Annotated in this window: 22 protein-coding genes, 1 tRNA gene and 2 pseudogenes; 14 read left to right on the forward strand and 11 right to left on the reverse strand. The window is 54.0% G+C overall.

Annotated elements, in window-relative coordinates:
- Window positions 1–257 precede the first annotated feature (257 nt).
- On the forward strand, window positions 258–1,883 hold the full coding sequence (locus JFU47_RS05925) for an NADP-dependent glyceraldehyde-3-phosphate dehydrogenase (protein WP_201181776.1): 1,626 nt from the start codon (window positions 258–260) through the stop codon (window positions 1,881–1,883).
- Between the two features lie 47 nt (window positions 1,884–1,930).
- Window positions 1,931–2,971, forward strand: coding sequence for an FUSC family protein (locus tag JFU47_RS05930; protein ID WP_193560162.1), 1,041 nt, complete (start codon window positions 1,931–1,933; stop codon window positions 2,969–2,971).
- Between the two features lie 14 nt (window positions 2,972–2,985).
- Here JFU47_RS05930 and JFU47_RS05935 read toward each other — a convergent pair whose 3' ends face one another.
- Window positions 2,986–3,882, reverse strand: coding sequence for a DMT family transporter (locus JFU47_RS05935; protein ID WP_140684012.1), 897 nt, complete (start codon window positions 3,880–3,882; stop codon window positions 2,986–2,988).
- A 135-nt stretch (window positions 3,883–4,017) separates the two neighbouring features.
- Here JFU47_RS05935 and JFU47_RS05940 point away from each other — a divergent pair, with 135 nt between their 5' ends.
- A complete protein-coding gene (locus JFU47_RS05940; protein ID WP_201181778.1) occupies window positions 4,018–4,455 on the forward strand; it encodes an Lrp/AsnC family transcriptional regulator in 438 nt (145 codons plus the stop codon).
- Window positions 4,456–4,520: 65 nt separating this feature from the next.
- Here JFU47_RS05940 and JFU47_RS05945 read toward each other — a convergent pair whose 3' ends face one another.
- Complete coding sequence (locus JFU47_RS05945; protein WP_008155030.1) at window positions 4,521–5,192, reverse strand: Bax inhibitor-1/YccA family protein; 672 nt, start codon at window positions 5,190–5,192, stop codon at window positions 4,521–4,523.
- Window positions 5,193–5,315: 123 nt separating this feature from the next.
- Here JFU47_RS05945 and JFU47_RS05950 point away from each other — a divergent pair.
- The 8 genes and pseudogenes from JFU47_RS05950 to JFU47_RS05985 all read left to right on the forward strand — a co-directional run bounded on the left by JFU47_RS05950 (window position 5,316) and on the right by JFU47_RS05985 (window position 12,690).
- Window positions 5,316–5,403 (forward strand) — tRNA-Ser (locus JFU47_RS05950).
- A gap of 752 nt (window positions 5,404–6,155) precedes the next feature.
- Window positions 6,156–6,713, forward strand: a pseudogene (locus tag JFU47_RS05955) (recombinase family protein); the annotation flags it as partial.
- Window positions 6,714–6,970: 257 nt separating this feature from the next.
- Window positions 6,971–7,672 carry a glutathione S-transferase family protein gene (locus JFU47_RS05960; RefSeq protein WP_201181780.1) on the forward strand — a complete coding sequence of 234 codons (702 nt, stop codon included), beginning with the start codon at window positions 6,971–6,973 and terminating at the stop codon, window positions 7,670–7,672.
- A gap of 248 nt (window positions 7,673–7,920) precedes the next feature.
- On the forward strand, window positions 7,921–8,484 hold the full coding sequence (locus JFU47_RS05965) for a TetR/AcrR family transcriptional regulator (protein ID WP_201181782.1): 564 nt from the start codon (window positions 7,921–7,923) through the stop codon (window positions 8,482–8,484).
- A 640-nt stretch (window positions 8,485–9,124) separates the two neighbouring features.
- A protein-coding gene (locus JFU47_RS05970; protein ID WP_201181195.1) for an IS3 family transposase occupies window positions 9,125–10,287 on the forward strand; the annotation gives its coding sequence in 2 pieces (ribosomal slippage) (window positions 9,125–9,380 and window positions 9,380–10,287; 1,164 coding nt in all).
- Window positions 10,288–10,296: 9 nt separating this feature from the next.
- Window positions 10,297–10,683 carry a gamma-glutamylcyclotransferase gene (locus JFU47_RS05975; RefSeq protein WP_201181784.1) on the forward strand — a complete coding sequence of 129 codons (387 nt, stop codon included), beginning with the start codon at window positions 10,297–10,299 and terminating at the stop codon, window positions 10,681–10,683.
- Between the two features lie 767 nt (window positions 10,684–11,450).
- Complete coding sequence (locus JFU47_RS05980) at window positions 11,451–11,738, forward strand: hypothetical protein (protein ID WP_201181786.1); 288 nt, start codon at window positions 11,451–11,453, stop codon at window positions 11,736–11,738.
- 508 nt (window positions 11,739–12,246) lie between these two features.
- Entirely contained in the window at window positions 12,247–12,690 is a 444-nt protein-coding gene (locus JFU47_RS05985) for a PRC-barrel domain-containing protein (protein ID WP_201181788.1), read from the forward strand.
- A gap of 288 nt (window positions 12,691–12,978) precedes the next feature.
- Here the strand turns inward: JFU47_RS05985 and JFU47_RS05990 are convergent, their stop codons facing one another.
- Together JFU47_RS05990 and JFU47_RS33510 are read right to left on the reverse strand one after the other, a co-directional pair.
- On the reverse strand, window positions 12,979–13,290 hold the full coding sequence (locus tag JFU47_RS05990) for a hypothetical protein (RefSeq protein ID WP_201181791.1): 312 nt from the start codon (window positions 13,288–13,290) through the stop codon (window positions 12,979–12,981).
- Between the two features lie 563 nt (window positions 13,291–13,853).
- Window positions 13,854–14,015, reverse strand: a pseudogene (locus tag JFU47_RS33510) (general stress protein); the annotation flags it as partial.
- A 264-nt stretch (window positions 14,016–14,279) separates the two neighbouring features.
- Here JFU47_RS33510 and JFU47_RS06000 point away from each other — a divergent pair.
- Window positions 14,280–14,837 carry an ATP-dependent Clp protease proteolytic subunit gene (locus tag JFU47_RS06000; RefSeq protein WP_046817303.1) on the forward strand — a complete coding sequence of 186 codons (558 nt, stop codon included), beginning with the start codon at window positions 14,280–14,282 and terminating at the stop codon, window positions 14,835–14,837.
- A 12-nt stretch (window positions 14,838–14,849) separates the two neighbouring features.
- Window positions 14,850–15,818: a zinc-dependent alcohol dehydrogenase family protein gene (locus JFU47_RS06005; RefSeq protein ID WP_201182273.1), complete on the forward strand. Its 969-nt coding sequence runs from the start codon at window positions 14,850–14,852 to the stop codon at window positions 15,816–15,818.
- Between the two features lie 132 nt (window positions 15,819–15,950).
- Here JFU47_RS06005 and JFU47_RS06010 read toward each other — a convergent pair whose 3' ends face one another.
- The 4 genes from JFU47_RS06010 to namA all read right to left on the reverse strand — a co-directional run bounded on the left by JFU47_RS06010 (window position 15,951) and on the right by namA (window position 19,225).
- Window positions 15,951–16,334, reverse strand: coding sequence for a nuclear transport factor 2 family protein (locus JFU47_RS06010; RefSeq protein WP_201182275.1), 384 nt, complete (start codon window positions 16,332–16,334; stop codon window positions 15,951–15,953).
- A 304-nt stretch (window positions 16,335–16,638) separates the two neighbouring features.
- Window positions 16,639–17,658, reverse strand: a complete 1,020-nt coding sequence (locus JFU47_RS06015; RefSeq protein ID WP_201181795.1) for an alpha/beta hydrolase — start codon at window positions 17,656–17,658, stop codon at window positions 16,639–16,641.
- A 68-nt stretch (window positions 17,659–17,726) separates the two neighbouring features.
- The gene (locus JFU47_RS06020; RefSeq protein ID WP_201181797.1) at window positions 17,727–18,110 is read right to left on the reverse strand and encodes a nuclear transport factor 2 family protein; all 384 of its coding nucleotides are present in this window, start codon (window positions 18,108–18,110) and stop codon (window positions 17,727–17,729) included.
- A gap of 74 nt (window positions 18,111–18,184) precedes the next feature.
- Window positions 18,185–19,225 carry an NADPH dehydrogenase NamA gene (gene namA, locus JFU47_RS06025; RefSeq protein WP_201181799.1) on the reverse strand — a complete coding sequence of 347 codons (1,041 nt, stop codon included), beginning with the start codon at window positions 19,223–19,225 and terminating at the stop codon, window positions 18,185–18,187.
- 112 nt (window positions 19,226–19,337) lie between these two features.
- On the opposite strand from namA, the gene JFU47_RS06030 reads away from it, so the two are divergent.
- A complete protein-coding gene (locus tag JFU47_RS06030) occupies window positions 19,338–19,733 on the forward strand; it encodes a winged helix-turn-helix transcriptional regulator (RefSeq protein ID WP_201181801.1) in 396 nt (131 codons plus the stop codon).
- Window positions 19,734–19,943: 210 nt separating this feature from the next.
- Here the strand turns inward: JFU47_RS06030 and JFU47_RS06035 are convergent, their stop codons facing one another.
- Genes JFU47_RS06035 through JFU47_RS06045 form a run of 3 tightly spaced genes read right to left on the reverse strand, consistent with a single transcriptional unit; the run spans window position 19,944 to window position 21,728 of the window.
- Window positions 19,944–20,384 carry an SRPBCC family protein gene (locus JFU47_RS06035; protein ID WP_201181803.1) on the reverse strand — a complete coding sequence of 147 codons (441 nt, stop codon included), beginning with the start codon at window positions 20,382–20,384 and terminating at the stop codon, window positions 19,944–19,946.
- A gap of 49 nt (window positions 20,385–20,433) precedes the next feature.
- Entirely contained in the window at window positions 20,434–21,063 is a 630-nt protein-coding gene (locus tag JFU47_RS06040; RefSeq protein WP_201181805.1) for an NAD-dependent epimerase/dehydratase family protein, read from the reverse strand.
- Window positions 21,060–21,728, reverse strand: a complete 669-nt coding sequence (locus JFU47_RS06045; RefSeq protein ID WP_201181807.1) for an NAD(P)-binding oxidoreductase — start codon at window positions 21,726–21,728, stop codon at window positions 21,060–21,062. The genes JFU47_RS06040 and JFU47_RS06045 overlap by 4 nt, the downstream gene beginning before the upstream one ends.
- Window positions 21,729–21,750: the final 22 nt, after the last annotated feature.

The raw sequence follows: 21,750 nt of genomic DNA on the forward strand, positions 1-21,750 counted from the left end.
GTTGTGTGTTTTCAGGTCAAAAACCCCTACTTTCATCCCTCCTTCAACCGATCAAGACAGCGTGTGCTTTAGGTCATGACAATCCGTGTTGCCATCTGATAAAACGATTCAGCTATGCTGATCGAGCGCGCTGCCTGTAATCGGCAGCCTCTCGCCACCACTTTCGACAGCCGCGCTGTGATCAGGCCTTGACCTGATAGCAGTGCGTAGCGATAACAGACCTTATCCGCATCACCCAATCCAGACGGGGTAGCGACATGACCACAGCACACATCCTTGGCAACCTGTTTCCCGACGCCACCGACATCCCGGAAAAATATCGCCTGAACGGCCAGACCGAGCAACGTGAGTACCTGGTCGACGGCGAGCTGAAAACCTGGTCCGGGCCCCTCGCCCAAGTCCGCAGCCCGGTGTACCTGACCGGCGAAAATGGCGACGAACAAGTGATCCTCGGTAGCACGCCGCTGCTCGACGCCGACACTGCATTGACCGCCCTCGACGCCGCCGTCCGCGCCTATGACCGGGGCCAGGGTCTGTGGCCGACGATGCGGGTGGCCGAACGCATCCAGCACGTCGAAGCCTTCCTCGGACGCATGCGTGAACAGCGCGAAGCCGTGGTCAAGTTGCTGATGTGGGAAATCGGCAAGAACCTCAAGGACTCGGAGAAAGAGTTCGACCGCACCTGCGATTACATCGTCGACACCATCAACGCGCTCAAGGAACTCGACCGCCGCTCCAGCCGTTTCGAACTGGAACAGGACACCCTCGGCCAGATCCGCCGCGTACCGATGGGTGTGGCGTTGTGCATGGGACCTTACAACTACCCGCTGAACGAAACCTTCACCACGCTGATTCCGGCGCTGATCATGGGCAACACCGTGGTGTTCAAACCGGCCAAGCTGGGTGTGCTGCTGATTCGTCCGTTGCTGGAAGCGTTCCGCGACAGCTTCCCGGCCGGGGTGATCAACGTGATCTACGGCAGCGGCCGCGAGACCGTCAGCGCGCTGATGGCCAGCGGCAAGATCGACATCTTCGCGTTTATCGGCACCAACAAAGCCGCCAGCGACCTGAAAAAACTCCATCCAAAACCGCACCGCTTGCGCGCGGCGTTGGGCCTGGATGCGAAGAACCCCGGCATCGTGCTGCCTGAGGTGGATCTGGACAACGCGGTCAGCGAAGCACTCACCGGCTCGCTATCGTTCAATGGTCAGCGCTGCACCGCGTTGAAAATCCTTTTCGTCCATGAAGACGTGGTCGAGGCGTTCATCGAGAAATTCAACGCCAAACTCGCCAGCCTCAAACCCGGCATGCCATGGGACAGCGGCGTGGCGCTGACGCCGTTGCCAGAAGCAAGCAAGGTCGATTACCTGCACTCGCTGGTGGCGGATGCCGTCGGCAAAGGCGCCACCGTGGTGAACCCCAATGGCGGTGAATCCCGCGCATCATTCTTCTACCCCGCCGTGCTGTACCCGGTGACGCCGCAGATGCGCGTCTATCAGGAAGAACAGTTCGGCCCGGTCGTGCCGATCGTGCCTTACCGGCATCTGGATACGGTGATCGATTACGTCCTGGAATCGGACTTCGGCCAGCAGCTGAGTATCTTCGGCACCAACCCGGTGGCGGTCGGCCGGCTGGTAGACACCTTCGCCAACCAGGTCGGCCGGATCAACCTCAACGCCCAGTGTCAGCGCGGCCCGGACACCTTCCCGTTCAACGGCCGCAAGAACTCCGCCGAAGGCACGCTGTCGGTGCATGATGCGCTGCGGGTGTTTTCGATCCGGACACTGGTGGCGACCAAGTTCCAGGAAACCAACAAAGAACTCATCAGCGAGATCATCAGCGGACGCCGTTCAAGTTTCCTGACCACCGATTACATCTTCTGAGGAGACCGAGCCTGAGTACATTCAGAGACAGCCGACTGCCACCGCTAATGCGCCGACTGCTGCGTCCGTTGCTGGACCCGTACCGGCGCTATCGCCATGCCAGGGTGATCCACGCGGTGCGCGTGTCGCTGGGGTTGCTGGCAACGATCCTGCTGACCACCGGTATCCACTTGCCCCACGGTGAGTGGGCGTCGGTGACGATGCTGGTGGTGATCGGCGGTTTGCAGCACCACGGCAACATCGGCAAAAAAGCCGCCGAACGCGCCATCGGTACCTTGATCGGTGCCGGTGTCGGCTTGCTGCTGGTGGCGCAACAGGCCTGGCTGGGGATGCCCTGGCTGACCTACTTTGCGATGGCGGTGGTCTGCGGATTCTTCTCGTACCACGCCATCGGCAAGGGCGGTTACACCGCGCTGCTGTCGGCGATTACCGTGTTTATCGTCGCGGGGCATGGCGACAATCCGATCACCGACGGGTTGTGGCGTGGGGTGGACATCCTGATCGGCATCGCCCTGGCCCTGGCGTTTTCTTTCGCCCTGCCGCTCTACGCGGTTTACTCCTGGCGCTACAACCTGGCCGATGCCTTGCGCGACTGCGCGACGATCTACGGACGCATCATCAATGGCCAATCGGTCACCGATGACGAACACCATAAACTGGTGAGCCGCCTGAACACGGTGATGGTGCAACTGCGCTCGTTGATGCCGTCGGTGTCCAAGGAAGTACGGATCTCCATGACCGAACTCGATGCCATTCAGCGCCATCTGCGGATGTGTGTCAGCACCCTGGAAATCCTCGGCAACACCCGACCTGACGCCAGTGACCCCGATGCCATGGCCCATCTGCAATCGGCCTTGAAAGCCGAACATCGGTTGATTCGGGTGCAACTGATCGGTATGGCCCGGGCGCTGAAATCCGGTGCATCCCAGCGGCTGAATCGACCCGTCGAACTGCCGTCGGATTCAAGCCTGACCGCGCCGGTTTACAGTCCGCTGGACGGCTACCGGTTATTGGTCCGGCAATTAGCCGCCAACATCGACGAGATGCGCCAGCGCTTGGCCAAGACGGCACCGCGCTGGAACATCTGACGTTTCTTGACGGCTTACGGCGTCGTCACCGTCCGACGAAACTTAAGGCTCCAACCCTGTTGCATGCCGGCAGCGGCCAACAGAATCGCGGCAACACCGATCCATTGCAGCGGCTCCAGGCGATGGCCGAAGGCAAACCAGTCAACGAAAATCGCCGCAATCGGGTAGATGAAGGACAACGCACCGGTCAGCGCCGTCGGCAGTTTTTGAATGGCGCCGTAGAGCAGCACGTACATCACGCCGGTGTGGACAATGCCCAGGGTTACCAGACTGGCCCATGCGCTCGGCGCTTGCGGCAGTGCCGAAAAGTGCGCGAATGGCGCGAGTAACAGCACGCCGGTGAGGACCTGAATCAGCGCGATCAGATGCGGCGGTGTGCCGGTCAGGCGTTTGATGATCAACGCGGCAATCGCGTAAAGAAATGCCGCCCCCAGCGCCAGAGCGATGCCTATCAGGTAATCATTGCCGCTCTCGCCCTGCCCGCCATGTGCACTGACAATCGCCAGCATCCCAAGAAACGAAATGCCCAGCCAGAACAGTTTCTGCAGGGTGATTTTCTCGTTGAGGAACAACGCGGCCAACCCCACCAGCATGAACGGTTGAACGTTGTATACCGCAGTGCCAATGGCAATCGAGGCGCGGGAGTAAGAAGCAAACAACAGCACCCAGTTGCCGACAATCGCCACACCGCTGAGCACAGCCAGCAAGAACGTGGTGCGGGTCAGAATGCCGGGGCGCAGGAAGCCGAATGCCGCGCAGATCAGCAACAACGTGCCGGCGCCGAACACGCAACGCCAGAACACTACGTCCAGCACCGGTTGCCCGGACACCAGCACGAACCAGCCGATGGTCCCGGAAATCAGCATGGCGGCGGTCATTTCAAATGACCCGTGACGTATTGTTTTGTCCATCATCAGACTCCTGTGTTTGAGCCCAAAGTATGCCAATCCGCCGAGGGGCTTCTCCAGCGCAAAAAGCAGGCTAAACTCGGTTTCTGCCTTTTTTATCAAGGCGGTTTGAATTAATTGCCTAATAGGGATTTCGCCATGACCGACGATATCGACCAAGTGCTGATCACGGCATTGATGGAAGACTCACGCCGCTCCCTCAAGGCTCTGGCGCAAATCAGCGGCCTGTCTTCGCCCAGCGTCGCCGAGCGTTTACGTCGCCTCGAAGAGCGTGGCGTACTCAAGGGTTACACCGTCGAGATCGACCCCAAATGCTTTGGCTATCAACTACAAGCCATCGTCCGCATTCGCCCGCTGCCGGGCCAGTTGCAGGAAGTGGAACGGCAGATCCAGGCCATTCCCGAATTTACCGAGTGCGACAAAGTCACCGGCGACGACTGTTTCATCGCCCGCCTGCATGTGCGCTCGATGGAACAACTGGACACCCTGCTCGACCGCCTCAACAGCCACGCCGAAACCAACACTGCAATCGTCAAGAAAACCCCGGTCAAGCGCCGCTTGCCACCGATGGCGTGACCCTTTACTCAAATCGCAGGCAAGAAAAAACCCGCCGAAGCGGGTTTTTTCCTCAAGGCTGACGATTAGTCATCGCGGCTCATGATGCCGAACAGCTGCAACAAGCTGATGAACAGGTTGTAGATCGATACATACAGGCTAATGGTCGCCATGATGTAGTTGCGCTCGCCGCCGTGAATGATGGCGCTGGTCTGGAACAAAATGCAGACCGAGGAGAACAGCACGAAACCTGCGCTGATCGCCAGTTGCAGACCGCTGATCTGGAAGAACAGGCTCGCCAGCGTCGCACCCAGCAGCACGAAGAAGCCTGCGGTGATGAAACCACCCAGGAAGCTCATGTCCTTGCGGGTAATCAGCACGTAGGCCGACAGACCGCCGAATACCAGCGCAGTCATCGCAAACGCGGAACTGACCACCTCGGCGCCGCCCTGCATGCCCAGGTAACGGTTGAGGATCGGGCCGAGCAGGAAACCCATGAAACCGGTCAGGGCAAATGCCGACACCAGGCCCCAGGCCGAATCACGGAGTTTGTTGGTGAGGAAGAAAAGGCCGTAGAAACCGATCAGCACCACGAAAACGTTCGGATAGCCGACACGCATCTGCTGAGCGACAAACGCCATCACGCCGCTGAATGCGAGGGTGAGAGCGAGTAAGCCGTAAGTGTTGCGCAGGACGCGGCTAACCTCTAGCTGCTCAGCCTGCACGCTGTTATTAACTGCGTAATCCTGTTCGCGCATGGCGACACTCCTGTTGGTTTGAAACGTTCAGTCGCAAAGATCATAACAGACGCTCTGTAACAAGCTATGCAGAGAGTTTGACAGTGTGTTTCATTCAGGTATTATGGCGCCCGCAACGCAAACGGAGGTGTGGCCGAGTGGTTTAAGGCAACGGTCTTGAAAACCGTCGACTGTAACAGGTCCATGAGTTCGAATCCCATCGCCTCCGCCATATTTACACGCTAAAGCCCTGATTATTCAGGGCTTTTTCGTTTCTGGCTTTTGACAAAACCCTGCAGCCCATACTTCAGCCCATACCTTGGATAAATCATCGATCTTCGACGAGCGGCTAACATTTGAACCCCTCATCGCTGGCAATCAGTGCGGTAGCAAGGATCGATGAGGTATGAAACGCGAAAGCATGTGGGCCCTGGGTTAACAAATAAAACGCATTCGAAAACGCCGCTCAATGAGCGGCGTTTTCGATTTTGTGGTGGGATAGAAACAAAGGCAGCAATCGGCTGTGGATTCAACCGTTCGACGCAACACGAATCAATCCCCTCTATAGCCATCTGAAGCCTCTGCCTGAACAACGGGAGCTCTGATGCAGTCAGCGCAAGTAGCCTCCGTGCCATTCCAAGAAACGCAGCCAAGGCAAGGTCAGAGCGCTTGACTAGTGCCACCAAATGCTCGCCTCGCGGGCCATTGCTTCCGGCCATCCAATTCTTAACTGTCCTCTCGTTCGCGTTCGTCCATCGCATCAGTGTTTTTGTCGCCTGATGCGTTCCACCAAGCTCCATATGAAGAGCTCTGGCCATTCCAGCTGCGTACTGTTTTTGAGCCAGAAAAGAGTTGCCCGTTTTCGTGAACATTTTTCTCTCCCCCGTCTTCTACCTTCTTTAGAGCTATTCCGAAAAACGCAGTGACTGATCACGACTTTGATTTCGCCTTACCGTCCGCTGGATCAGGTTGAGGATGTTGGCGATGCACACGCTCACTGGCGCGGGTGATGCTCACAATGAATCAAACACGACCTTGGCAGCCGCGTATGTCCGCATGTCCACTGAACATCAGCAGTATTCGACTGAAAATCAGCTCGACGTTATCCGCATTTTTGCCGCCACCCACACTCTCGAGATCGTCAAGCTCTATACGGACTTGGGTAAAAGCGGTCTTCGCCTGGAGGGGCGGGATGCTCTGAAGCAACTGTTCTTCGACGTGGAGAGCGGTCGTGCCGACTACTCAACGGTTCTCGTCTATGACGTCAGTCGCTGGGGCCGCTTCCAGGATCCAGACGTCAGCGCCAGCTACGAAGTGCGCTGCCGCCAAGCAGGTGTCTCCGTTCAATACTGTGCGGAGCAATTTACCAACGACGGATCACTGGTCTCCAACATCGTCAAAAGCGTGAAACGGATGATGGCCGGTGAGTACAGTCGGGAACTGTCAGTGAAAGTTTTTGCGGGGCAATCTCGACTCATTGAGCTTGGGTATCGTCAAGGTGGCACGGCTGGTTTTGGGCTCAGACGACAGTTAGTCGACAGCAATTGCGAATTGCACTCCACTTGAACACCCGTTTGCATTCGACCTGACCAGTCATTTGCATTCGCTCGACCGTCCGGCGTCATTCTACCCCCGCCTTCAGCTATGCAGACGCTGAGATATCGTATCAACCGCGACGGCACCCAAAAAGATTTACCTAACAAATGTTAGATAGATGTTGACGTGCGTCGAAGCCCCAGCTAAGGTTTGACTACCTAACGTTAGTTAGGTAGTCAAACCACCAACCTGTAGGATCGACCATGACTACTAAACTTCAGCTTTTCACTTCGCCTTCGGCCTTTCCGAACCCACAGCGTCTGCGTCTGTTCATGCACGAAAAGGGCATCGCTGACCAATTTGCCGAGACCATCTATGACATGTCCCCTGTAGGAGAACAGCGTGGCTGGCGTCATTTGAATATGAACCCGTGGGGCGAAACTCCCACCCTTCAACTGGCTGACGGTAGCTACATTTCCGAAACGGCTGCCATCGTTCGTTATCTTGACCAAGAGTATCCCGGTCGCAAGATCATGGGAGAGACCGCACTGGAACAGGGTCTGGATAACATGTGGGATAACCGGGTGTGGGTGCACATCCTGTACCGCATCGTTACAGCGTTCCACGTGTTGCACACCGGCCTCGGCTTCAAGCTAGAACTGACCAAGAATGAGGCTTGGGGCGAACACTGCCGTAAGGAAGCTTTGGCTCACGCCGCACTGGTCAATCGTCATCTGTCAGACGGCCGCGAATGGCTGCTCGGCGGCGATGCCCCGACCTTCTCGGACATTACCCTGGCAACCGCTATCGCCTTCTCGAAATTCCCGGTCAATGCCACTCCACTGGACGAGCGTTTTGAGTTCTTAGATGCGTACTGGCAGCGCTGGACAAAACGTCCAAGCTTCCAAGCGGCCTACGCCGATCGCAACAGCGGCATTCCTGAGCTGGATTCGCCAACCCAGTAACAGCTTCTCAATGGAAACTCCGGCGCACCGAGATCGCCCCCCCCTGGCTTTCTCGGTGACCGTAGTGATCTCGCTAGTGTCGGCTGGCGATGCCGCTTGCTGAACCATGATGGAACGGCTTCTGCCTGAGCACCCTAGTCGCATTGAACTCACTGCTCTCACTGACAATCTACCTGTCACACGGTAGGCGTTTGCTGTAAATTAGCTTTCCCTATTTAAGAGATCGTCCCAAGACGAAAGGCACCAAGATGAGCGTCAACTCCAAGGAAGCCATTTTGTTGGCGGCCAAGAAAATTGCCCAATCGCAGGGCTACAATGGTTTGAATTTCCGCGACCTTGCGCAAGATGTTGGTATCAAAGCGGCGAGTATTTACTACCATTTTCCAAGCAAAGCCGATCTGGGTATTGCCGTTGCCAAACGATATTGGGAGGACGGTGCGCTCGCACTCGAGATGATCGAATCAGAAAGCCCATCTCCGATTGACGCTCTGCGTCGCTTTCCTGAAATCTTCCGAAGATCGCTTGAGGCCGACAATCGTCTCTGCCTGGGCAGTTTCATGGGCGCTGAAACCGATACTTTACCCATTGAAATGACTAAAGAAATTCAGACCTTTGCTGATGTCAACATTGCATGGCTAAGCAAGCTTCTATTGGCTGCGAAGGTGTGCGAATCAAGTGAGAGTGAATCTAGAGCACGTGCAATTTTCGCAGCTATTGTCGGTGCACAGCTCTTTGCTAGAAGTCGCTCGGATATCTCGCTTTTCGATGCCCTAGTCGATTCATACCGCGCGTTCGGACCTCTGCCGGCGTAGCAACTGACAGCGACTCGGTTCAGCGAACGGGCGGCTTTGCCGCATGCGCGTCCAATGCGAAGCGGCGCTCGGTAGCGTATGTGCTTTTCCACTCAAGAATGCATTTCTTTTTTCCAAAATCTCGTAACGGTGAGTCCAATATCTAGGCCATCTATGCTGGGACTCAGTGTGGGCCTTTAAGGACAACGCTTGCGTATCACCTGACCTCGAGCTTATTAAGCCAAACTGGAAGACGATCCACCCGACACAGCTTGGTTCAGGCATGTATGCCGTTTGAGGTCACCTGGACGCCGATGCGTTGTGAATGTCCGTCGTATCCATTCCCCTTTCCTCCCATAATCACTTCTAACGCCTGTTATTAACTCTCAGACGTTGAGGACGTGCCACAGACAGTTCTGCGCCTTGATCAACCGCCGCTTTTCGAAGCTTTCGCTGCCCCTTGCTCACGGGCTTTACCGCTAGACGCGTGCGAAGTAGCACAGACATAGGTGTTCAGCATCATTCAGGGGTGTTTCCAGCCCGCAGTAGCTGGGATAAAGCGAGTGAGCCTCGCGACTGATGTTAGGTTGCGCGTGTAGTGGTCTAATGAAATCTATGGTCACCCATTTAGGCGAGAATACTCGCCAGATCGAGGTGTCAGATGACCAAACAACGCCGCTCCTTTACTGCTGAATTCAAACGCGAGGCTGCTGACCTCGTGCTCAAGCAAAACTACAGCTACATCGAAGCCAGCCGCTCACTCGGCATTGGTGAGTCAGCGCTGCGCCGCTGGGTTGACCAGGTTCAGAAAGAGCACCAAGGCGTCACTCCGCAGAGCAAGGCGCTGACCCCAGAGCAGCAGAAAATTCAGGAACTGGAAGCCCGGATCGCTCGGCTTGAGCGAGAAAAATCCATACTAAAAAAGGCTACCGCGCTCTTGATGTCGGAAGATCACGAGCGTTTGCGCTGATTGATCAGTTGAGTGCCCATGAGCCGGTTGATTGGCTGTGTAAGGTGTTTGAAGTCACCCGCTCGTGCTACTACGCCCAGCGCCTGCGGCGCCGCACTCCCGATGTTGAACGGCTTCGGTTGCGTAGCCGGGTCAGTGAGCTGTTCTCGCAAAGTCGCAGCGCTGCGGGCAGTCGCAGCATCCTGTCACTGATGCGTGAAGATGGTGAGCAACTCGGTCGATTCAAAGTGCGCAGTTTGATGCGTGAGCTTGATTTAGTCAGTAAACAACCCGGCTCACATGCCTATAAACGAGCGACAGTAGAAAGACTTGATATCCCGAATACCTTGAACCGTGAGTTTGATGTGCCAGCCCCCAATCAGGTCTGGTGCGGTGACATCACCTATATTTGGGCACAAGGAAAGTGGCATTACTTGGCTGTCGTTCTGGATCTCTGCACGCGCCGGATAGTGGGCTGGGCACTGTCGGAAAAACCGGACGCCGAACTCGTGATCCGAGCCCTGGATATGGCCTACGAGCAGCGTGGCAGGCCTTCGGATCTGCTGTTCCACTCGGATCAAGGGTCCCAATATGCAAGCCGGTTGTTTCGCCAGCGGTTGTGGCGATACCGCATACGCCAGAGCATGAGTCGCCGGGGAAATTGCTGGGACAATGCACCGATGGAGCGAGTGTTCCGGAGTTTGAAAACTGAATGGATACCGACCTTAGGCTACAGAACTGCGCAGGAAGCACAGCGCGACATCAGCCATTTTTTGATGCATCGGTACAACCGGATTCGGCCTCACCAATTCAACGGTGGGCTGGCGCCAGCTCGGGCCGAGGAAAAACTTAACGTCGTGTCCGGGATTAGTTGACCACTACAAATGCTAGCTTTGAAATCCGGCGGCTGTACTGAAGGAATCGCCTTCCGGCTGACCGAACAGGTAGCGGAAGAGGAACTAATTCTATTGTGGGTTCGCGAGATGGCCACTGGAGTCTATCGGCCGATCTGGACCACGATCTCCCTAAAGGATGGTTCTGAAGCCACGGCTCTGGTCTTTATAGCGGAGCCCACTCACCCGTTTTTTGAGGCAGACGCGACAGTAGCAGCCATCGCCGGCTGCATTGCCAGTGCAGAGGGACCATTGGGAAGCAATGCCGATTATGTCGAAAGGCTCCATCACGCGCTGAGTGAGAACGGAATTGTGGATGAATACGTCGATGTATTATTTACAGAACTTGGGAGGCAACCATATGAACTGGTAATGTAAGTGACAGTGGCAGATACCTGCCAGCGAAATAATCTTACGTCACGACTAAGAGGTTCTTGCTCATTGGTCCAGGCGATAGCTAGTCGCAAAACTGTGACACCTTTTCTACCCGCTGAACGATTTGCCTACTCTTCATACCGGTGACGCACGCCGGCTTGTTCGTCGCAGTTCTAGGGGCTCTATTTGTTCTCGCCACCGGCGTCACCATGGTTCAAGTGGTCGCTACCCCATTGATCTCGCTTTTGGGCGCCGCAAAAACGGCTCACAAACGGGTAACATTTGCTCATGCCTTCAACCCCCTTTGCACAACTGTGGTTCCATATCTGGGGGCAATAATTATCCAGGGGGCGTTAAACGCCGTTGACGCCATCACTCTATCGTCATCAGCGCTCAAGGCATTCCTTGCTCAGAAGTCACGAGTCAGACGGCCGCTTTGGGTCGAGGCTGTGTAAAAACGTTTTAGAGCAGGTTTGACGGTCAGAACCAGAACAAAAATCGCGTTCCTACGCAAATTTCAGGTCCGTTCGTTAACCAATCACTGGCAGATTTTACGTAGCGACGCAGACTTCAAAACAGTGACTACTTTTTTACACAGCCAGGGTCGATTGCCGTCCTTCTCGACAGGCAAAAAACGGCCAGAAGCGGTCCGTGGACACCCTAATGGTGAAACAGTAGCTCATGCAGCAAGCGAGAACTGATGTGTATTCTTAGTCAGTTTTCAAACGCGCTAGTGCATTCCCTTCGCGTCACACCTTGGACGGCAACGAATGAATCCAACTCTCCATAAGGCAGCTAATGGTCATCTGTCACTTGATTTCAACGAGTTGTCAGACGCTTGTTGGCTATCGATAGCTGAAGAGCTGATCAAACTCCGAGGGCTCAAACGGGTGGGTTCACCCGTCATAGGCGTCAGTGAACAAATTCATCAAAATTTCCAGTGTGCTGAGTTCAACCTTGCGGCCGGCTGGGACAATTGGTCTGGACATTACTTGCTTTCAGACTCTGTGGCGGGCGATGTATTTCTGCAAAAGCTATTCGACCAGGTCCGCGCCTGACAGGCGGCTCAAGTCATACGTTCCGCGGATTGGGAGTGCGAGTCTGAGCGTTTGCGAATGGCTGCAATGGGTCGTTTTCAGCCCTTCACGAAAGGCAGTAATCCGCCAGAAGCAGACATTCGCCTGCCAATGTCCGGCTCTGGATTTGGCTAGACTTCCCTTTATCCACTATCAATCAAATAAGTTTGGTCACAGCAGCGACCAAAAACTTAATATTTATATTTATGAAGTTATATTCAAGCCGGAGACATAGTTGCCATAATGGGGAATTGCTTCATCTATGTGTCTACGATATCACTCTAATCAATACCCATAATAAAAACAAAGCACAAAATATGAATAGCACACTAATTAAAAGCTTGTTAACTTTTTTTCTTCCCATTTACCATTCGTCGCCATTCAAGAAAAAAATTCAACTTTTTCGAAAGCTGGTGACTCCCACTAATACAGCCATCAAGGCGGTGGGTGCATTTCCTGATTGATTGGCGATTGCTGATAGGAGATAGTAATGAACTACGAAGATCGCGATACCTATGGCATGTACAAAACCAACCTCCTACGAGATACCGGCTCCGAGGAACAGGGGCCTGGCCCCGACCTGATGGGGGCAGACACACTCATTGGAAATGATGTTTATAACCATAATGAAGAAGACTTGGGAGATATTAAAGAAATCATGCTGGATGTTCGCAGCGGAAGAGTGAGTTATGCTGTTCTATCTTTTGGTGGCTTTCTTAGCATGGGAGAAAAACTGTTTGCGGTACCTTGGAATGCATTGACACTCGATACAGTAAATAAGCGCTTCGTACTAAACGTAGAGAAAGAACGCTTGGAAAATGCACCAGGTTTTGACAAGGACAATTGGCCTAATATGGCCGACGAGTCTTGGGCAACAGAAATCCATTCTTTCTATGGAACCAAACCCTACGATTACGATACTGTTCGGAGATAAAGTATCAACAAAGCTAATGTACATATCCGAAACGAAGAGTGATGCGCGCCGAGTAAACAATGACATGTTTCATTGGGGTGCCAAACCCTAAGGCGCGCATTGCGGTGAAAAAAGGTTTGTCGAAGCAACAAGGGTTAGGGTGGATTCTGCTGACCGCCCGTCGAATCAAAGGTTAGCCCAGCCGCATCGTACCCGAAAAGCTATCCGTTTGAAGTCCAAAAGCTCCCGCGTCACGCGAGCTTTTTTGATGCGACATCAAGGCTCATCACGTGACTCTACCGATTTCGGCTAGCGAATGAGACTAATGGCGGTCGCACGGATCAGAATTTCTTCCTGTTGAAAACGCCCTTCTAGATCGCGCTTAAAGCTTTGCCACCAAAGCCGATCAACAGCTTCAACCATGACCTCATAAACGATGATGTCATCCTCTGCTCTTTCGTTATCTTTCTGCAGTGAAATACCTTTCGCCGGATTGCGAGTGAAAGCCGTCACTCCTCCGAACTGTTCGGCCAACTGCTCCCGTACATGGCGAAAAAGCTCGACGGGCTGAGGCGTGCCATCGTTCGTGTTGAGCGGAAAAAAAATCTCGATCAGGTGCATTTGGATAACCTCGACATCTTAAGAGGTCGTTTCGTGAACAAGGCAGATGCCTGTTCATAGGATCACTTATGCCGCCTCTTGCGTTCAAATTTCGATCGTCTTGGGGCCAATCCCTTCGAAAGCAGTAGAAGCGATTCTTAAAATTCTGGTGATCGGCACTCGCCTCTTCGATATTGCTCACCCCCAAACATATTCGTTGCTGAGTTTGTGAGCCAAGGCTCGGATCTTAGTATTGGCCGGCAATATCGAAATCAAGCCCCGAAAGACTCGGGGCTTGATGGTGTCAGACGGCATCAGGGTTTGCGCCCTCCACCTCCGCTCACCCCACCATCCTTGCGTCCCATTTCAGAGGACTTATCGTTGTCATCGGAAAGATTGCTGTCGCGCCCGCTTCCTTTTCCGCCGCTGGACGATTGATCAGCCTTGTTGGGTTGTTGTCCACCTGAAGCCTGGCCGCCTTTTTGGCCTGGTTTGGACATGTTTTCTTTATCGTCGGTAAATTCGCCTCCGCGATTCGTACCCTGCCCGCCTCCGGACATGCGATCGCTATCGCGGGATTGTTGTCCGCCGGAAGCTTGACCACCTTTTTGGCCTGCTTCAGACGCGCGTTGGGGATCGTTGGCAAAATTTCCGCCAGAGCCTTCTCCACCTTTCTTACCGGCTTCAGAAGCCTTGTCACGGTCATTAGAAAAATTGCCTGGATTTTTGTTTCCTGTATTGGCCATTTTTGTTCACCTCTACATCGTTAGCACGAGCATGGGCTCGTCTAATTCGGAGGACGCACAAAACAGAAAGTTTGAATGGAAATATGGGGCTCGCGACGAGTGGATTCGAGTAATTGGTTCCATTGAAAATACGCGCATGCGACTGACGGCGTGTGACCGTTCATCGATGGAGCCTTACGCCAGCTTTCGTACCAAATGTTCGATATTTACTAGACTTAATAACTCGTAGAAGCCCTCCACGCATCACACTCAGGAGGTCAATTGATGACTGAACACATCGTGCATTTCCATTGCCAGATCGATCAGGGAACGACTGAGCGCTTTCGGGACTGTTGTCTGGAAGCCATCGATCAAGGCGCCACCTCCTTGCTCCTTAATCTTTCTACAAGCGGGGGCAGCACCAACTTTGGCTTCACCCTCTACACGTTCCTGAAGTCATTGCCGGTACCGCTGTGCGCGATCAATGCGGGCAACATCGAGTCAATGGGCATTATTATGTTTTTGGCGGCAGGCCGCCGAATCACCTCGCCCCACTCACGCTTCCTGATTCACCCGATGAATTGGTACTTCAGCCAAAAATCAGTCGACCATCAGCGCCTACGTGAATACCTGTCGAGCCTCGATAACGACCTCGCGCGTTACGTGCAAATTTTCACACTCGAAACTGCTGACGCAGAGACCAAGCTCGATATTTTTCATTGCCTTTCAGCAGAAGAAAAAGTCATCGCTGCACACGAGTCCCTGGCATACGGGATTGCTCATGAGATGAAGCAAATGATGTTCGCTGATGATGTCAAACATTGGAAAGTCAGCGGTGGATGAGCCTAGCCCGCTCTGCAGGGGGAAGCTGAGACACCCGTGCCCAACGCTGGAGAACTGCTGGTAAAAGTGGGGGCTGTATCGCTCAACTTCCGGGATAAGGCTATCGTTGACGGCATCTATGAGCCTCATATGGTGCCTAAGCCGCTAATCCCTATAAGCGACGCGGCAGGTACTGTCGTAGCAGTCGGTGATGGCGTCAGCCGCTTCTCTATCGGAGATCGAGTTAACTCACACCTTTACTCACGTTGGTTGGATGGCATGCCAGGGCCAGACGAGCCTAACTACTGCTTTGGCTCGCCATTGCCGGGCGGGCTGGCGGAGTACATGATTATCCATGAAGACAGCGCGGTACGTGCTCCCGACAACATGTCAGATGAGGAAGCTGCGACCCTTCCAATTGCTGCTCTGACGGCATGGTATGCGCTCGTTGATTTCGGCCAGATCGAGGCAGGCCAAACCGTTTTGGTTCAGGGCTCAGGGGGTGTTTCTGTTTTCGCTGCACAAATTGCAACGGCACTTGGCGCCAAAGTTATCGTCACTTCCAGTCGAGATGACAATCTGCAAGCAGTGAAAAAACTGGGTGCTGTTGCGGGTGTAAATTATCGCACTAGCCCTGAGTGGGCAGAGGAAGTACTAAAGCTCACTGACGGCAAGGGGGTCGATCTCCTGCTGGATGTGGCAGGCGGGGATGGCATCAATCAATCGGTTGCAGCGACAAAGGCAGGAGGACGTATCGCACAGATCGGCTTCCTGACCGGCCAAACCTCTGCACTCAACCTGATGCCTTTGATCTTCCGGCAAACAACGATTCGTGGCATCGCCGTTGCTCCTCGCTCCTCATTTGATCGCATGAACGAATTCTTGAATGAGCACAAGATTCGCCCGGTAATCGACCACGTGTATCCATTTGATCAAGCACGCCAAGCGTATGAGCACTTGGCCAGAGGCGCCTTTGGTAAAGTAGTAATCAAAATTTCGTAAGATCAAGAAGGGACTGAGTCATCCGGCGGTTGAATACCGACTCCACTAACTAAAGTCGATGGCTGTGATCGAAGGGTTTCAGCGCAGAAGCCCTAGATAGTCGAGCACAAAGCCGCCGGACGGCTCAAGTAATTAAGGCGCTACATGTGTTTGGAAAATCTTGCTAACCACAGTCCACTTACCTTCGACTTTCAGCAGATGGAAGAAGTCAGTGAAAGAGATGCCGGACATGTCGTTAACGTCGATGCGAGCGCTAGCCGCGGTACCGACGATCTCGATGCGGACTATAGCGGCCTGTGCGTCAGGAGATGGACGGAAACCCTTGTCGATCCCATCGAACAGGATTGGAATCGCGCCGCCTGCCAGCTTGCCATCGGCGCCGACGCTGTACATCGTCGCATGTTCGTTGAAAGCGGGCTTCATGATACTGCTCTTGGCCTGCTTGCAACCCTCAATATACTTGTTAAGCACCTCAGTAATAGCTTGGTATTCTTCTACGTATGTAGGTTTGCTCACTGCTTTACTACTGACTTGTTGGTCACTGGACAGGTTATCTGCTTGAGTGTTATCTGCTTGAGCAATCGCGCCCAAACTCGAAATTAGGGCCACAAAAAACAAACTCTTGATAGAAGTAATTTTCATTTATTTACTCTTAATTTAATAAGGTTTGCGATTATTTATTTATGCTCAACTGCAAAAAAAGCACAGCGGGTATTCCGAACAACTTTGGTGCGACTGTAGCTTCGCAATGAAATGAACGCTGTATTTGCAGTAATAACTTCCACAGTTTCACCGTGACCTGTGGGGTTTTTCTTTGAAGTTACTCGCTCAGATTGTTCTTGAGCTCTTGAGATGCCTGCTCGATCGCGGTGCGCGGCGCCGGCAGATGGCTGAAAGCGTTCGACAGCCCGAAATCGTGAATCATGCCGTTGTAGCGAACCGTCTTCACGGGTACGCCTTCAGCGTCGAGCTTGCGGCCGTACGCTTCAGCTTCATCGCGCAGGACATCGAATTCGGCCGTTTGGATCAGCGTCGGCGGCAGGCCCTTCAACTGCTCCCTCGTTGCCTGCAGTGGAGAAGCGTAAATCTGTTTGCGTGCCTCGGCGTCGGGTGCGTAATTGTCCCAGAACCACGCCATCATGTCCTTCGTCAGGAAATAGCCGTTGGCAAACTCCTTGTACGACGGCGTGTCAAAGTTGGAATCTGTCACTGGGCACAGCAACACTTGCGAGCGCAGTGCGGGTTCACCCTTCTCGTTGGCCATCAGGGCAACTACGGCGGCAATGTTCCCGCCTGCGCTGTTGCCAGCTACGGCGAGGCGAGTGCCGTCTACCTTGATATCTTCGCCGTGTTCGGCGACCCATTTTGTCGCGGCATAGGCTTGCTCGGTGGCGACGCCATATGCCGCCTCTGGCGAGAGGCTGTAGTTGACGAAGACCGCCACCGCACCCGAGCCTACCACCAGGTCACGCACCAGCCGTTCGTGGGTCGGGAAGTCCCCCAACACCCAGCCGCCGCCATGAAAGTACATGAACGCAGGCAGGTTTTTCTCTTTGCTGCCGGCCGGGCGCACGATGGTCAGCTTCAGATCGCTGCCGTTGACGCGTATCGTCATCTCGCTGACATCAGCTGCCGGCAAGGCCACTTGGGGGGCAGCTTGGGCACCCGCCAGCGCGGCACGGGCATCGACCGGCGTCATGGAGTCGAGCGTCTGGCCACCTTCAAGCGATTGCAAGAGTTTCGCCGTGTTGTGCTCAACTCCCGGGTATGTGGTGGCGGAGGCAGTACCAGGCGCAAGGGCAACGACGGTAGGAGCGAGAGCAGAGGTAAGGGTTTTCATGACGTTTCCATTTTTATGTCTGAGTTCTGGGAAGCCTCAACTACCGCAGACTCAAGGACGACAGAGGTTCAAGACGCGACGTGGGTGTGAAAGATCTTGCTGACGACCGTCCACTGGCCATCGACTTTCAACAAATGGAAAAAATCGGTGAAGGAAATGCCTGACATGTCGTTGGCGTCGATGCGAGCGCTAGCCGCTGTACCGACAATCTCAATGCGGACGATAGCTGCCGGTGCATCTGGAGATGGGCGAAAACCCTCGTCGATGCCCTTGAACAGGATTGCAATTGCGCCGCCAGCCAGCTTACCGTCGCCATCGACGCTAAACATCGTCGCTTGCTCATTGAAAGCAGACTTCATGATGCTGCTCTTTGCTTGCTTGCAGCCCTCAATGTACTTGTTCAGCACCTCGGTGATGGCTTGGTATTCGTGTACGTAAGTAGGTTTGCTCATGGTTTTACTCCTGCTTCGTTGGATTGGGTTGAGGACTAGCACCTTCCAGCCGCCCGCTTAGGAAGTGGACTAATTCACGCTTTGGTATCAAGCCATACAGAACCGTAACGTGTGTAGGCAGCAGGAATCTCAATGATTTCTTTCAAGTCATCTGCTGCAGTGCGCACCCAAAATGGATCACGCAGCATTTGCCGCCCGACAAATACCAAGTCAGCTCGGCCGTTCTGCAGGATTTCTTCGGCTTGACGACCACTCTGGATTACACCCACCGCACCCGTCGCAATATGCAGCTCCTTACGCAGCAACTCAGCGGCCGGTACTTGGTAACCTGGATAGGTCTGAACCTTGATCATCTTGATCCCGCCGGAGCTGCAGTCGATCAGATCGACGCCCTGCTCTTTCATCCAGCGACCGTATTCAAGGAATGACTCAGGCGTATTTCCACCTTCGGCGTAATCAGAGCTGGAGATCCGAACAAACAAAGGGCGATCGCCCCAATGCGTTTTGACCTCCTCCAGCACTTCGCGCAGGAAGCGATAGCGACGCTGGGCATCACCACCGTATTCGTCGTCGCGGGTATTGGCGAGTGGAGAGAGGAACTCACTCAGCAAATAACCATGTGCGGCATGGATCTCAAGCACATCAAAGCCCGCTTCACTGGCGCGTCGTGCGGCATCGCCATAGAGCTTTACAAAACCCGGAATTTCATCAGCCAAGAGTGCGCGAGGCACAGGGCTGGTATCCGTAAACGGAATCGCCGAAGGTGCGATATGAATAAGGTTGGGCAGATCGGCATTGCGCCCTGCATGACCGATTTGGGCACCAGCTTTTGCACCAAAGCTGTGAAGCAGTTCAGTCAGAGATTTTAAGCCGACAACGTGTTCATCACTCCAGATACCAAGGTCACCGGCACCGATACGACCGTCAGCCTGAATAGCCAACGTTTCGGGAAAAATCAGCGCCGCCTGACCCAGAGCACGAGCTCCATAATGAACGCGGTGCCATTCAGTGACAAAGCCATCATCCGCTGCCATGTGCATGCACATAGGGGACATAACGACGCGGTTTTTCAGTTTAAGGCCTTTAATTTCATGGGGCGAAAGCAGCAAGCTCATCAAGCGGATTCCATAGTGGTTAATATGGAATAATGCTAACTTACACAGCACTTACGTGTAAGTACGCACAATTATGTGCTGTAGGCACACTTTTTATACCATGGTGATAACAGTGAAAAAATGTAATCCTCAGGATGAAATTGAGGCCTTTGCTTGTCCCGTCGCGTTTACTGTCGATGTCATAGGTGGAAAATGGAAATCGCTCATACTGTTTCACCTGATGTCCGGAACGAAGCGCTTCAACGAACTGCGACGCCTAATACCAGATATCACTCAGAGGATGCTGACACTCCAGCTGAGAGAGCTGGAGGTTGATGGGATAATTCATCGCGAAATCTATCGCGAGGTGCCGCCAAAGGTGGAGTATTCGCTGACAGAATTAGGTAGCTCTCTCGCGCCTTTGGTGAGTGCCATGCGGGAATGGGGAGCTGTGCATGAGCGTAAAATTTTGGAACTCAGGCGCTCTGCGGTGCCGGTAAGTTCGGTCGCCTCCTGTTCCAACATTTGATCTCGCGCGAGCGTCGGGCCTTAGCGCAGCCTTAGCCTTGATACGCCCTGGCGTGATCGGCGACCATCGCAACGAATTCCGTCTCGCCAAGGGAGCGATGGCTGCAGTCAATCAACGTAGCTGAATATCATCAGCCTCCAAGAGCCCTTTTGCACTCAAGTATAGAATGCTTGCCTAGCCAAGACTGGGCGTGTCAATTCCTTGAATTCTTTAATGCCGGATTAGAAACAACTGAAGACTATTGTGGCCATCCACGATCAGTCCTCGTATGAGTTCCTGGTAGTGGTCTGCTGTATTCAAATCTTGCAGGTCAAAGCTTGCAGACCAATTGATGAACGTCTTGGACTGTCCAGTAAGAGAGGCCAATTTCACGGTGGCCACATAGTTGTCCAGCGGTAATGGGGCCTCCTCGAAGCGGTAGGACAGCGTTGTATTGCGATCATCGACCGATAACAGGCGCTCCCTGACAATTGCGCCATCGGCCAACGTGAGTTTGCGAATACAGCCAACCAATCCATCAGGCTGATTGCCCTCAATGCTGCTTTCCACAATCGAGGGGTGCCATTTTTGGATCTCGCCAAATTTCTTCAACACGCTCCAGGCATGTCCTGTATTGCTGTCCAAGACAGCGGAAAACTCAACCATCGGCATCGTGTAACTCCCTTCAAATGATCTATTTGTGAAAACAGCTAACTCCGGCTCAAATGCAGCGCTCGGAGGTGATGATGTGAACACCCGGTCTGCGCTCAAGGGCTGATTCGAGCAACACCTGAGCGATTCTCGACGCGGGGTTAAGTTGCCAGCGAACAGGTAACAATCTCCCCACCAAGCCCAGTACGACTACCAGTGCTCGCTCACCCAACCGCAGTTCGTCGCGCGTCCCACTGATGACGCCGGGCCTCACATAGGTGAGTGAATTAAAACCAAGCCCTGTAAGAGATGTCTCCAACTCGCCCTTTACCCGGTTGTAGAAAAAGCTCGAGTTTGGGTTCGCTCCGGTGGCCGAATTGAGAACGTATGCTGAGGTGCCATTCATTCTGGCAAGGCGCGCTACATCCAACGGGTACTCGTAATCAACAAGCCGAAAAGCGTCTCTCGATCCAGCGCGCCGCATCGTCGTGCCCAAGGTGCAGATCACGGCATCCGCTCGCCACCAATCGACAGTTTCCGGTAGATTGTCGAGGTCGGTTAGAGGTGCATGTAACTTGGGATGTGCTGCAAGCGCACGACGAGTCGGCGCAACCACAAGGCTGATTCGTGGATCGTCGAGCGCCTGTTTCAGAACCTCGCGTCCAACCAACCCCGTAGCGCCAACCAAAACCAACTTCATTGTAAGCAACGCTCATGACCAAGCCTGCGAACCGCGTCGGAGACTGGCGTGTCACCCTGAGTGAGTTCGATAATGACCCGGCTCACCTTGGGCTGATCGATCAACTCGGCAAGTGTCGCTGCTACGTCATCTCTTGAAACTTCACCGTAAGGAATAGCGACGTCAGCACGGATTTTGCCAGTGCCTGTGTCATCCAGAAGCGTTCCTGGGCGCACAATCACCCAATCCAAACCCGTCCCCACCAAGTGAGCATCCGCTCGTTTTTTCACGGCAATGTAATTTTCGAAACCTTCGGATACAGGGCTACCACGCAGCGCATCGGGGAAGGCCGAGACCAGAATGAAACGCCGGACACCTGCCTGAATAGTTGCGGCCACTGCCAACTCCAATCCCCGCCCATCAATCGCATTGGTTAGATCCATACCTGCGCCGCCTGCCCCTGCCGTGAAGACCACGGCATCACCGCCCGACATAAGTCGCGCCATTTGCCCGGGATCAAGCTCAAGCAAATTGCCCTTAACGGGCGTCGCGCCCAGAGCCGCAAGCTCACTTCCCTGCTCCGGGTTCCGATGCAGTGCGATCACTTCGTGACCTCGTCCAACGAGTTGCTTAACCAATCGCCGACCTACTTTGCCAGCGGCGCCAATGATGAAAATTGTACTCATGATTGCTTCTCCATTTGACGAT

Origin of the sequence: Pseudomonas sp. TH39(2020) (assembly GCF_016650715.1) — a bacterium.
In the GTDB taxonomy this organism is placed as follows: Bacteria; Pseudomonadota; Gammaproteobacteria; order Pseudomonadales; family Pseudomonadaceae; genus Aquipseudomonas; species Aquipseudomonas mandelii_C.